15 protein-coding genes are annotated in these 12,393 nt (G+C 58.0%); 6 read left to right on the forward strand and 9 right to left on the reverse strand.

Annotated elements, in window-relative coordinates:
- Positions 1-172 precede the first annotated feature (172 nt).
- The 7 genes from mltG to fabD form a co-directional block, all read right to left on the reverse strand.
- Entirely contained in the window at positions 173-1,327 is a 1,155-nt protein-coding gene (gene mltG / locus OLX72_RS17595; RefSeq protein WP_114869919.1) for an endolytic transglycosylase MltG, read from the reverse strand.
- Positions 1,327-2,589: a beta-ketoacyl-ACP synthase II gene (gene fabF, locus OLX72_RS17600; protein ID WP_114869918.1), complete on the reverse strand. Its 1,263-nt coding sequence runs from the start codon at positions 2,587-2,589 to the stop codon at positions 1,327-1,329. The genes mltG and fabF overlap by 1 nt, the downstream gene beginning before the upstream one ends.
- A gap of 168 nt (positions 2,590-2,757) precedes the next feature.
- A complete protein-coding gene (locus OLX72_RS17605) occupies positions 2,758-3,504 on the reverse strand; it encodes a HisA/HisF-related TIM barrel protein (RefSeq protein WP_114869917.1) in 747 nt (248 codons plus the stop codon).
- Positions 3,505-3,633: 129 nt separating this feature from the next.
- Positions 3,634-4,170 (reverse strand): GNAT family N-acetyltransferase, encoded by a 537-nt coding sequence (locus tag OLX72_RS17610; RefSeq protein WP_433989221.1) that lies wholly within the window; start codon positions 4,168-4,170, stop codon positions 3,634-3,636.
- 142 nt (positions 4,171-4,312) lie between these two features.
- Positions 4,313-4,546 carry an acyl carrier protein gene (locus OLX72_RS17615; protein ID WP_039529899.1) on the reverse strand — a complete coding sequence of 78 codons (234 nt, stop codon included), beginning with the start codon at positions 4,544-4,546 and terminating at the stop codon, positions 4,313-4,315.
- Between the two features lie 218 nt (positions 4,547-4,764).
- Positions 4,765-5,502 carry a 3-oxoacyl-[acyl-carrier-protein] reductase gene (gene fabG / locus OLX72_RS17620; RefSeq protein WP_433989222.1) on the reverse strand — a complete coding sequence of 246 codons (738 nt, stop codon included), beginning with the start codon at positions 5,500-5,502 and terminating at the stop codon, positions 4,765-4,767.
- A 14-nt stretch (positions 5,503-5,516) separates the two neighbouring features.
- A complete protein-coding gene (gene fabD, locus OLX72_RS17625; protein WP_433989223.1) occupies positions 5,517-6,449 on the reverse strand; it encodes an ACP S-malonyltransferase in 933 nt (310 codons plus the stop codon).
- 160 nt (positions 6,450-6,609) lie between these two features.
- Between fabD and OLX72_RS17630 the strand changes: the two genes are divergently transcribed.
- Positions 6,610-7,815: a cytochrome b/b6 domain-containing protein gene (locus OLX72_RS17630; protein ID WP_114869913.1), complete on the forward strand. Its 1,206-nt coding sequence runs from the start codon at positions 6,610-6,612 to the stop codon at positions 7,813-7,815.
- 63 nt (positions 7,816-7,878) lie between these two features.
- Here OLX72_RS17630 and OLX72_RS17635 read toward each other — a convergent pair whose 3' ends face one another.
- Positions 7,879-8,466, reverse strand: a complete 588-nt coding sequence (locus OLX72_RS17635; RefSeq protein WP_114869912.1) for a YceI family protein — start codon at positions 8,464-8,466, stop codon at positions 7,879-7,881.
- A 138-nt stretch (positions 8,467-8,604) separates the two neighbouring features.
- Positions 8,605-9,105: a hypothetical protein gene (locus tag OLX72_RS17640; RefSeq protein ID WP_433989224.1), complete on the reverse strand. Its 501-nt coding sequence runs from the start codon at positions 9,103-9,105 to the stop codon at positions 8,605-8,607.
- A gap of 241 nt (positions 9,106-9,346) precedes the next feature.
- On the opposite strand from OLX72_RS17640, the gene OLX72_RS17645 reads away from it, so the two are divergent.
- From OLX72_RS17645 to OLX72_RS17665, 5 genes are all read left to right on the forward strand, one after another.
- Positions 9,347-10,258, forward strand: a complete 912-nt coding sequence (locus OLX72_RS17645; RefSeq protein ID WP_433990482.1) for an arginase family protein — start codon at positions 9,347-9,349, stop codon at positions 10,256-10,258.
- 168 nt (positions 10,259-10,426) lie between these two features.
- Positions 10,427-10,789, forward strand: coding sequence for a 30S ribosomal protein S6 (rpsF, locus tag OLX72_RS17650; protein ID WP_114869910.1), 363 nt, complete (start codon positions 10,427-10,429; stop codon positions 10,787-10,789).
- Between the two features lie 28 nt (positions 10,790-10,817).
- Complete coding sequence (rpsR, locus tag OLX72_RS17655) at positions 10,818-11,045, forward strand: 30S ribosomal protein S18 (RefSeq protein ID WP_005852865.1); 228 nt, start codon at positions 10,818-10,820, stop codon at positions 11,043-11,045.
- Positions 11,046-11,057: 12 nt separating this feature from the next.
- Entirely contained in the window at positions 11,058-11,699 is a 642-nt protein-coding gene (gene rplI, locus OLX72_RS17660; RefSeq protein WP_114869909.1) for a 50S ribosomal protein L9, read from the forward strand.
- Positions 11,700-11,867: 168 nt separating this feature from the next.
- On the forward strand, positions 11,868-12,338 hold the full coding sequence (locus OLX72_RS17665) for a transglycosylase SLT domain-containing protein (RefSeq protein ID WP_433989225.1): 471 nt from the start codon (positions 11,868-11,870) through the stop codon (positions 12,336-12,338).
- The last annotated feature ends 55 nt before the right edge of the window (positions 12,339-12,393 follow it).

Below are 12,393 nucleotides of genomic sequence, written 5' to 3' on the forward strand. Positions count from 1 at the left end.
CTACATTACACCGCGCGAAAAGTCAAGTCATTTCACCTGAACATCCCTCCCTAAGCGTACGGTATAATAAACAAATTACTAACTTCTTGACGCCCATCAACCTCCGACGAAACACCACCACAGCTTCGTTTTGTCGCAAATACGGACTCTGCCGGCGCACCAGGCGCGCCGATCAGTTATTGGCCCGTTCGGCTTCAATCTCGCGCCAGCGCGCGACGTTGCGGTTATGCTCGTCCAGCGTTTCGGCAAAGGCATGGCCCCCCGTCCCGTCGGCCACAAAGAATACGAAAGGCGTCGTATCAGGGTCCACCGCGGCCCGCAGGCTGGCCAGTCCCGGATTGGCAATCGGCGTGGGCGGCAAACCGTCGATCACATAGGTGTTCCACGGTGTATCGCCCCGCAATTCGCTCTGGCGCAAACCGCGCCCCAGAACGCCTTTTCCGTTGGTGATGCCGTAAATCACGGTCGGATCAGTTTGCAGGCGCATGCCCTGATTCAGCCGGTTCACAAAAACACTCGCGACTTGCCGGCGCTCTTCTGCCACACCGGTTTCCTTTTCGATGATCGACGCCAGAATCAGCATCTCTTCGGGCGTCTGGATCGGCAGATCGTCTCTCCGGTTCTGCCAGGCTTCGTCGATCCGAGCTGCCTGCACCGCCTGCATCTGGGCCAACACATCCTCGCGCAGCGTCCCCTTGACGACTTCGTAGCTGTCAGGCGCCAAAATACCTTCGGCAGGCACCTCGGCAATCTCGCCTTCCAGCACATCCATCGCCTCCAGGCTTTCCACCACCTGCCAACTGGTCACGCCTTCTGCCAGCGCGATCCGAAAGCGCGTGTCACTGTCCGATTTCGTTTCCGTGTAGATTTCCGGCACGGTTTCTTCCGCAGGATCAAACTCGGCCCGTTCGATGAACCGGTTTGTCGCCGGGTCCAGTTCCCGCACCAGCACATTCAGCTTGGCCACGCCCACACGGTACACGATTTCCGTTCCACAGGTGCTGGCACCGCCACGAGTAATTGCATCCACGATCTCGGCCATCGACGCATGCGGATCAACCAGAAAGCTGCCCGCTTTCAACGCCTGTGTCTTGTCGGAATAATCCGCACCCAGCCGGAAAATGGCACCGCTTGAAATCGCGCCCTGGGCTTCCAGATCGCGGCTTACGATATCCATGTTGCTGCCACGGTCCACGCGCACGCAGATCGACTGGTCCAGCGGGCCTTCGGCGGTGTATTGCGACTTTCCCCACAAAATGACGCCGCCCAGCAGGAACAGGGCCACTGCCAGAAACGAAATCCCGTTCGAAGCGACGCTGCGCCACATCAGCTTGGTGCTTTGCCGATGACAATCGACGCGTTGGTGCCGCCAAACCCGAAGGAATTGGACAGCGCCACGTCGATTTTGCGTTCACGTTTGGTATTCGGGGCCAGATCAATCGGCGTTTGCGTTGCCGGATTGTCCAGATTGATCGTCGGCGGTGCCACCTGATCGCGGATCGCGAGGATCGAAAAAATAGCCTCGATCGCGCCGGCCGCGCCCAGCAAATGGCCGGTGCACGACTTTGTCGAAGACATGGTCACATTTGCAGCGGCATCGCCCATCATGCGCTCTACAGCGCCCAATTCAATCGTATCAGCCATGGTGCTTGTACCGTGGGCGTTGATATAATCCACATCCGCCGGCTCAAGACCCGCGTTTTTCAGCGCAGCGCGCATCGAACGCTCGCCACCTTCGCCGGATTCCGAAGGTGCGGTGATGTGATAGGCATCCCCCGACAGGCCATAGCCCAGAATTTCCGCGTATATTCTCGCGCCGCGCGCCTTGGCGTGTTCATATTCTTCCAGCACAACAATACCCGCGCCTTCGCCCATCACGAACCCATCGCGGTCCGTGTCATAGGGGCGGCTGGCCGCTGTGGGATCATCGGTACGTTTCGTGCTCAGCGCTTTGCAAGCGTTAAAACCGGCAATTCCGATTTCGCAGATCGCGGCCTCGGCACCGCCTGCGATCATCACATCGGCATCACCATGTTGGATCAGCCGGCTTGCATCACCGATTGCATGCGCCCCAGTCGAACAGGCCGTCACTACCGAATGGTTTGGCCCCTTGAACCCGTACCGGATGCTGATCTGCCCCGAAATCAGGTTGATCAAGGCACCCGGAATAAAGAAAGGAGACACCCGGCGCGGGCCGCGTTCCTTGATCAATACCGCTGTATCAGCAATCGAGGACAGGCCACCGATGCCGGAGCCGATCATGACACCGGTGCGCAGCCGGTCTTCTTCGTCCTCCGGGGTCCAGTTCGCATCGCGCACGGCCATTTCAGCAGCCGCGATCCCGAACAGGATAAAATCGTCGATCTTGCGCTGTTCTTTTGGCTCCAGCCAGTCGTCGGCATTGAAAGTTCCGTCGCTGCCATCTCCGCGTGGAACTTCACAGGCATAATTTGTGGCCAGATGGTTGGCATCGAAGCGCTGGATCGTTCCCGCGCCCGATTGACCTTCAAGCAACCGGCGCCATGTTTCTTCTACGCCAGACGCCAGTGGTGTGACCAGACCCAGCCCCGTAACTACTACTCTGCGCATGGAATGCCCTCTTACCTTTTCACGTTCCTGCGCTCTTACCCCGCGCAGGGGCACGGGGGCAAGAGGCGGTACAAGACCCGATGGCAAAGACCGGCGCAAACCGGCACCTGCCCTGCGTTTTTTGCTGGGGCGGTACGGGTTTGCGCCCTAATGGTTTTTGGCCGGCGGTTACTTGAACGCTGCAAGCGGTTCGGCCTGCGGCCTTGCCAGTTCAATCGCTTCTTTCAGATCAATTGTCTTGTCAAACAGCGCGCGTCCGACAATCGCACCGGATATGCCAGACACGTATTTCAGCCGCGAAATGTCATCGACCGAATGCACAGTGCCGCGAGCGATCACAGGTATACGCGTTTCGCTTGCCAGGCCGGCAACCAGCCCCAGTTGCGCTTCCGTACCCTCGACAACGTCACTGTCGATATCCGTGACCACAATCGCCGCAAAAGGCGTGTTTTCGAACGATTTCAGAAATGCGGACGGCGTGTAGGCACTGGCCTGACGCCAGCCATCCGACATCACCTGTCCCTTCCACACATCCACCGCCAGTACGATCTGGTCCGGATGACGTTTTGCCATATCCTTGACGGTCTGCGGATCTTGTGTGGCCAGCGAACCGATCACGATCCGCCCTGCACCTTTTTCGATCCAGCGCTCGACCGACGCAACTGTGCGAAAACCGCCACCCAGCTGTACGGGAATTCCCGCCGACCGGATAATCTGTTCGATCAGTTCATTGTTTTCATCGCGCCCTTCGATTCCGTCGAAATCGGTCAGATGCATCCATTCTGCCCCCGCAGCGGCATACCCACGCGCCGTTTCCACCGGGTCCACATGCCAGATCATCGGCTCTTCGATCCGTCCGCGTTTCAACGACACGCAGCGGCCGTGTTGCAACTCGATTGTCGGATAAATAATCATGACACCATTCCTTCTGATTGGCAGCAAGACGCCCAGAACCAGCGCCCGATCCTGCGCTTATACCCTAACGTAAGGTGGCGTTGCTTTCAATTCGGCACAAACCTGTCCGTTCGCGTCATTTTGCGCCGATTAGCGTTGCGGTGCTTTGTCCCGGCGCATCAATTGCACCTTCGATCCATCATGCTCTGTCATGCGCAGATTTGAATAACCAAGCGCATTCGCCAGTTTCAGAGAGGTTTCATTTTCCGGGGCGACCATGCAGACCAAGGGCCCCGGAATCACCCTGTCATACCAATCATGCACGGCCATGGTGGCCTCGCTTCCCAATCCCTTTTGCTGCGCCTCTGACGCCAGAACCCAGCCGGTTTCGGGAAAGGGATCAAAATCTGCGCCCAGATCACGCCCGCCGTTGAAAAACCCGGTTTGGCCGATCATTTTGCCGCTGGCGCGGTCTTCGATCGCCCATTGCCCGAATCCGGTCAGTTGCCATTGGCCTGCGATACGCACAAACGCGCGCCAGCTTTGCCCACGGCTGCGCGGTTGTCCAAACACATGCCGCGCCACTTCTGGATCAGCCCAAATCTCGGCAAACCGGGCAAAATCTTCCATCCGCAAAGGGCGCAGCGTCAGGCGCGAAGTATTGATCAGGGGAACGGCGCGGATCATGGGGCGGGGTCCGGTAATAACGAAAGGCTCAGTGTCTGTGTTGAAGCGCTTTGGCCCGATCCGCAAGCACGCGATTGCCTTTATAACGCAAAACGGCGCCTTTCCGCAGAAAGACGCCGTTTTACTTAACGAAAGTGCCGGATCAGGAAGCTTCAGTAATGAACTTCACTGCATCGCCAAAGGTTTGAATGGTTTCGGCTGCATCATCCGGGATCTCAATGCCAAACTCTTCTTCAAACGCCATCACCAATTCCACGGTGTCCAAGCTGTCTGCGCCCAGATCGTCGATGAAAGAAGCGTTTTCCGCCACTTTGTCTTCCTCGACACCAAGGTGTTCTACAACGATTTTTTTAACGCGGTCTGCAACGTCGCTCATATTCAGTCCTCATAATGGTGGGCGCGTTGGCCCGGTGTTGCCCTTACCCGAAAGGGTTGGCTTGGATAATCCCCAGACGGGTCTGGCTCTGGTCCCGAAAACATCGGGGGCCAAAGGGCGCTGCAAACGCCCAATGGAAAAAACTGCGCCGCCTATAGCACACCATGCGCCGATGGCAAACGCTTTCACAACCGTTCAAACTGCGCGGCTGTGATCGCCTACAACATGGCCATACCGCCGTTCACATGCAAGGTCGTTCCTGTGACATATCCGGCCTGGGGGCTGGCCAGATACAATGCTGCTGCAGCAATTTCTTCTGCATCGCCCATACGCCCTGCCGGAATCTGGCCCAGAATCCCGGCCTTCTGATCATCGGTCAGCTTGTCGGTCATTGCCGTCGCAATGAAACCCGGCGCAACCGCGTTTACCGTTATTCCGCGGCTTGCCACCTCATAGGCCAGCGATTTGGACATTCCGACCATCCCCGCCTTGGACGCGGCATAATTCGCCTGACCCGGATTGCCGGTGGCCCCGACCACGGAGCTGATGTTGATAATCCGCCCCCAACGCGCCTTCATCATGCCGCGCAGCACGCCTTTGCACAGCTTGAAGGTTGCGGTCAGGTTCACGTCCAGTACCGATTGCCATTCCTCGTCCGACATTCGCATGAACAGGTTATCACGGGTAATGCCTGCATTGTTGATCAGAATATCAACGCTGCCCATCGCCTCGGCCGCCTGTTTGGGCAATGCATCGACAGCTGCCATATCGCTCAGATTACAAGGCAACACATGGGCGCGTTCGCCCAGTTCCGCAGCCAGCTCTTCCAGCGGGCCGGTGCGTGTCCCCGACAGGGCAACCGTCGCCCCTGCGCTGTGCAGTGCCGTTGCAATCGCACCGCCAATACCGCCCGACGCGCCTGTGATCAGTGCATTTTTTCCTGAAATATCAAACATTCTTCATTCCCTGTTCAAGTTGCCGATAGGGCAGCAATGTCTTCCGGTGTGCCAAAGGCCCGTGTTGCGATTTCGCGATCAATCCGGCGGATCATCCCGCTCAACGCCTTGCCTGCGCCGATTTCCCAAATCTCGGTGACACCCTGCTGCGCCATCCACAACACGCTTTCCCGCCATCGCACCGATCCTGTGACCTGCTGCACCAGAAGCGATGCAATTTCGCCCGGGTCGGTTACGGCCTCGGCGCGGACATTGGCCACCAGTGGCACGACAGGCGCGGAAATTGTAACGGCGCTCAGTGCCTCTGCCATGGCATCTGCGGCGGGCTGCATCAATGCACAATGAAACGGGGCGCTTACGGGAAGCAAAACCGCGCGTTTTGCCCCGTGCGCCTTGGCAATCTCCACCGCGCGCTCCACCGCAGGCTTGTGGCCCGAAACGACCACCTGCCCCGGATCATTGTCATTGGCTGCCTGGCATACCTCGCCCTTTGCAGCCTCGGTCGCGACCGATCTGGCCGCTTCGAAATCCAGCCCCAACAGCGCTGCCATTGCGCCCACGCCCACCGGAACAGCCTCTTGCATGGCCTTGCCGCGGATCCGCAACAGTCGGGCCGTATCGGCGATCGATATTGCGCCCGCCGCTGCCAGCGCCGAATATTCGCCCAGCGAATGGCCTGCAACATAGGCCGCATCGCCGATTTTGATCCCCTCTGCCTCAAGCGCGCGCATCGCCGCAAGCGATGTCGCCATCAGCGCCGGTTGCGCGTTCTGCGTCAGGGTCAGCGCCTCCTGCTCCCCCTCCCAGATCAATCCGCTCAGGTTTTCGCCCAGGGCGTCGTCAACCTCGTCGAAAACGGCCTTGGCCGCCGGATAGGTCTGCGCCAGCGCCTGCCCCATACCGATGCTTTGGGCGCCTTGGCCGGGAAACACGAATGCGGTTGTCATGGATGGGGGTCCTCCTACTGTCCAGTTGCCTTGGTGTAGACTGCACCGCCAAGCCAGACAAGCCTTGCACCGCGCGTCCGCAGACCGCCTGTGCGGCAACGCATATTGCGCCTCGCGCCAACAGCTTACAGTCTGGCGCGATCCACAGGGGAATCACGCCATGCCACGTTCCAACACCAGCCACAGCTATGGCAGCGTCGCAAAAACCTTTCACTGGTTGGTGGCGCTGCTGATCCTGACGGTTATTCCGCTGGGGATCATCGCCAATGACATGGCCTATGACACATCCCGGCAATTGGCGCAGAAGGCGTTGTTGTTTTCGATCCACAAAACACTGGGCATAACCATCTTTTTTGTCGCTCTGGCACGCATTTTCTGGGCAATCACCCAGCCCAAACCCGGATTGCTGAACGCTGACAACCGGTTAGAGGCAACACTGGCGGAAACCGCCCACTGGCTGCTTTACGGGTCTTTGGTTCTGGTGCCGCTGACGGGCTGGATCGGCCATGCGGCCACAACAGGCTTTGCGCCGATCTGGTGGCCTTTCGGTCAGTCCCTGCCCTTTGTGTCCAAGGATGAAGGTATCGCGCATCTGTTCAGTGGCCTGCATCAGGTTCTGGAACGCTTGTTGATCGTTACCCTTGTCTTGCACATCGCCGGCGCGCTGAAACATCACATCATCAACCGAGACGCCACGCTGCGCCGCATGCTGCCCGGCCATGTGAACGCGCCCGCACCGCCGCCGCAGCACAAAACCGCCCTGCCCTTGATCGCGGCCCTGATTGTGTGGGCCGCGGCCCTTACGGCGGGAGCTTATGCCGGCTTTTTCCACCGCGACACAGCGACGGTGCCCGGTGCGGCGCTGGAAGACGTGCCATCGCAATGGATCGTGCAGGATGGCGCGATCACTATTTCTGTGACTCAGTTCGGCAGCACCGTCACCGGCACTTTCGCCGATTGGACGGCGGCCATCACCTTTGATCCAACCGAACGGGACGACCGCGCCGGTAGTGTCGACGTGACCATCGCCATTCCTTCCCTGTCCCTTGGGTCAGTTACAGCGCAGGCCCTTGGCCCCGATTTCTTTGATGCAGCGACATTTCCCACCGCCCGTTTTACAGCCGACATCCTGCCGATGCCCGATGATCGCTACGTTGCCGAGGGCACGTTGACGATCAGGGGCGCCACCGTTCCCGTCACTCTGAACTTTGATCTGGCAATAACAGACGGAGTGGCCGAGATGCGCGGCGATCTGATGCTGGACCGGCGCGATTTCGGTATTGGCGACAGCATGAGCGATGAAAAATCGCTGGGCTTTCCAGTCAAGGTGGATGCCACCCTGCGTGCCAGCCAAGCGGACACCTGAAGATGCGAAAAGCCCGCCCCGCCGATATGGCAGGACGGGCTTTTTACCTTACGGGCGGACGTTTTAATCCAGCTTCATTGCTTCAATCGAAATCTCAAGCGCGATCTCGTCCCCGACAAATGGCGCATAAAGCCCAAGGCCAAAATCACTGCGCATCACCGATCCGGTTGCATTGAAGCCGATTGCCGGTTTGCCGTTGAACGGCGGAAACGGATACTCCGCGAACACTCCGGTCAGAACGGTATCCAGCACCACCGGTTTGGTCACACCATTCAATGTCAGGTCGCCGGTGATCAGCGCGGTATCTTCGCCCGTGACCTCGATTCCGGTGGATGTGAATGTCACCAGCGGAAATTTCCCCAGTTTGAAAAAATCACCGGATTTCAGAAAATGATCGTCACGCGCCTGCCAGCCGGTGACCAGCCGGTCCGCCGCAATCGAAACCGCAACAGAAGATGCGGCCGGATTGTCCTGATCAAACATCACCTCGCCCTCGAACCCGGAAATCAGGCCGTGCGTCGTAGAAAATCCGGCGTGATTATAGGAAAACGCCACTTGGGAATGGCTGGCATCAACGGTGTATTTTTCAGCTTCGGCCAGTGCGGTCGTGGCCGAAAGCGCCACCGCAGCGGCAATTGGGAACAGTTTCATTTGATTTGGCTCCTGAAATGAAAACGGGTCATGCCCTTCATAAATAGGCACGACCCGTTTTTTACAATTCAGCAGAAATCAACAGACCCTGTGATCACGTGAACACTGGCGTTTAGCAAAGCCGGTGTCCACAATCCTTCAGACGCACAATGTGTCCAACTGGCGGCTGAGCGCACGGCGCGTATCGTCGTTTTCGATCGGAAAGCTGGCCAGCTCACTGCCATCGATATCCCACAATGTCACAACATTGGTGGTCACTTTGGCCCCGCCCAGACTGTCATAGCTGCGGCGCAAAATGGTTTTGGCCTTGTCGCCATCCACAATACGGACCTCGCGGCGGATTGCGTCAAACTGGATTTCGGATTTGTCCGGTGCCGGAAACATCTGCATCAGTGCCAGTCCGCTCAGCGCGCAGATCAGCGACATCACCAGTTTCATCAGCAATACTTCGGCATCCCACATCGCACCGGGCGCGACCCAAAGCGCAAACGCGGCCAGAACGCAGCCGGCACCCAGTACACGCATCGACGTGCGCATGATGGCAGAACCATCGTCATATCCGCCGGAAATAGCATCCTGAGACGCCGTTGCAGTTCCGTGCTTTGAACCCGAAGACAAAAATTCAGAAGTTGCAGTCATGTTATTCATCCCTTGTGTACTCGTGAAATTCTATTTCGTTTTTGATTGCTCTTACATTCGCGGGACATCACGGCAGGAATGGGGCAGGCCCAAGGTCATTGACAGGCAGTTGCACGACGAAGGTGCGGCAGAAAACCCAGAATGTGACGGACCGAAAACACTGTTTTACCTTTCCAGCCAGCCCCACACTTCCTAGTGTCATGCAAGAAAAGCGATCTGAAAGAGGTGCCCAGTGCCATCCATGTTTGATCCGGTTGACGTTCCCTTCATGGGCGCAAAAAAGGAACATGAACTGCCTGACGCGGATGTCGTCATTTTCGGCGCACCGCATGGAACGCCCTACCGTGATATCGACAACACGCCTTATGCTGCCGCACCAGACAGCCTGCGCGCCGCTTTGGCGGAAGATTCCCAATGGCTTGACCACTGGGATTTTGATCTGGACGGCCCGCTTCTGAACGATGGACCCTGTCGCGTGGCCGATGCGGGCAACCTTAGAACATCTTTTCAGGACGGCGCAGGCAACCGGTCCCTGATCGAAACCGCGACATCCGAAATTTTAAAGGCGGGTGCCGTCCCGGTGATGATCGGGGGTGACGATTCCACACCGATCCCCTTTATCAAGGCGTTGGAGCCATTGGGGCCGCTGACCATCATCCAGATAGACGCGCATATCGACTGGCGCGATGAACGGCGCGGCGAACCTTTGGGCTTTTCCAGCACAATGCGGCGCGCCTCGGAAATGGATCATGTAAAACAGATCGTGCAGGTCGGCATTCGCGGTTTGGGGTCTGCGCGCCGCACAGAAGTGGAAATTGCGCGCGACTGGGGGGCAACGATCATTCCCGCGCGGGAATTGCACCGCAATGATATCGAAACCGTCATGCAGCACCTGACACCTGCGTCCAGCTGCATGATCACGATTGATTGCGACGGCCTGGATTCTTCCATCATGCCGGCGGTCATGGCCCCGACCCCCGGTGGTTTGACCTATTACCAGACCGTTGATCTGATCGCGGCAGTCTCCAGAACCTGTAATCTGGTCGCGTTCGATATGATCGAATTTGTCCCGACACGCGACAGCACCGGTACATCCGCGTTGACGGCCGCCAGAATTCTGGCCAATGTCATTGGCTGTCTGGCCCGCCGCTAGGCACCGTAACGCCGGCCAGTGACAGCGTCCCTTGCCCTGTCCTGCAAACCGTGTATATGGGGCGTTCCTTTTGCAAAGATTTGAACCGCGCAGTCTCTCGTGGTGGGGCAGCAAAAGGCGAACCGCCCTGCCTTTGAAATGCGCCTTGATATAAAAGTAGGAGTGCACATGCCCCTTTACGAGCATGTAATGATTGCGCGTCAGGACCTGTCCAACACGCAAGCCGAAGGCCTTATCGAACATTTTGGCACCGTTCTGTCCGACAATGGCGGAAACCTCGTGGATCACGAGTATTGGGGCGTCAAAACGATGGCGTACAAGATCAACAAGAACCGCAAAGGTCACTATGCCTTTCTGCGGTCCGACGCACCGGCCCCTGCCGTGCAGGAAATGGAGCGCCTGATGCGTCTTCATGATGACGTTATGCGCGTTCTGACCATCAAGGTCGATGAACATGCAGAACTGCCATCCGTGCAGATGCAGAAACGTGACGAACGTGGTGATCGTGGCGAACGCCGCGAACGCCGTTGATCAACGCTTGAACAAAGGACGTTAAACCATGGCAGCCAAACCATTTTTCCGCCGCCGCAAAGTGTGCCCCTTCTCGGGCGACAACGCACCGGCGATCGATTACAAAGACACACGTCTTCTGCAGCGCTACATTTCCGAGCGTGGCAAGATCGTGCCATCCCGCATCACCGCAGTGTCGGCCAAAAAGCAGCGCGAACTGGCCCGTGCCATCAAACGCGCCCGCTTTCTGGCGCTTCTGCCCTACGCCGTGAAATAAGGAGTAAGCACAATGCAAGTTATCCTTCTCGAACGCGTGGCCAAACTGGGCCAGATGGGCGAAGTCGTCGATGTGAAATCGGGCTATGCGCGCAACTATCTGCTGCCGCAGGGCAAAGCCCTTTCGGCATCCGAAGCGAACATCGCCAGCTTTGAGGCCCGCAAGGCCCAGCTGGAAGCGCAGAACCTTGAAACCAAGAAAGAAGCCGAATCCATGGCTGCGAAACTGGATGGACAGCAGTTCATCGTGATTCGCTCTGCCTCGGACGCAGGCGCGCTTTACGGTTCTGTTACCACCCGTGACGCCGCCGACGCGGCGACCGAAAACGGCTTTACTCTTGATCGCAAGCAGGTCGTTCTGACCGGCCCGATCAAACATCTGGGCGTACATTCGGTTTCCATCGTGCTGCACCCCGAAGTGACAGCAGAAATCAATCTGAACGTCGCACGTTCCCCTGAAGAGGCGGAATTGCAGGCATCGGGCAAATCCATTCAGGAACTGGCCGCAGAAGAAGAAGCTGCGGCAGAATTCGAAATCGCCGAATTGTTCGACGATATCGGAACTGCCGCTGCAGAAGACTTCGATCTGGCCGAATCCTCGGGTGTTGCCACCGAAGAACCCGCCAGCGACGAAGACGAAACACCGGCAAGCTGATCCCGATCAGCGACCTGACCCACATCAACGCCGCGCAGGTTTCCTGCGCGGCGTTTTTCGTTGCCGGCGCGCCATCGGCAGACCCTTGCGCATGGTGCACAGGCTGTCTTGCCTCATCTCGGATAAGCCGCCAGAAACAACTCAGTTGATCCTTTCGAAAGCGTATCCATGCCCGGGTTTTTCCGCCGTTTGGCTTTGATCCTTTTATGCGCAGCATTGGCCGGATGTGCCAGTTCGCAACCTGATCCTGTATCGCGGGCCGCGCCGCCCCTTTACCCCAATGAAACACCGCAGTTGCGTCAGCTGATCAATCAATATGCCGATCTTTACGACGTGCCCCGCCCCCTGGTGCACCGCGTTGTGATCCGTGAAAGCACACACAACCCCGCCGCGCGCAACGGCCCTTACATGGGGCTGATGCAGATCCATCCCAACACAGCGCGCGGTATGGGCTATGACGGCCCCGCTGCGGGCCTGCTGGATGCGGAAACGAACCTGACCTACGCCGTCAAATACCTGCGCGGCGCGTGGCTTCTGGCCGATGGCAGTTATGACAACGCAGTCAAATGGTATTCGCAGGGCTATTACTACGAAGCCAAACGCCGTGGCATGCTGGTGGAAACCGGTTTGAAATCCTGACCCGGCCAGATCACCCGTTGACCGGCACAGCGGCCAAATCCTAACGCAACGTGGC

It is taken from the genome of Sulfitobacter sp. TBRI5, assembly GCF_051013555.1.
Lineage (GTDB): Bacteria > Pseudomonadota > Alphaproteobacteria > Rhodobacterales > Rhodobacteraceae > JL08.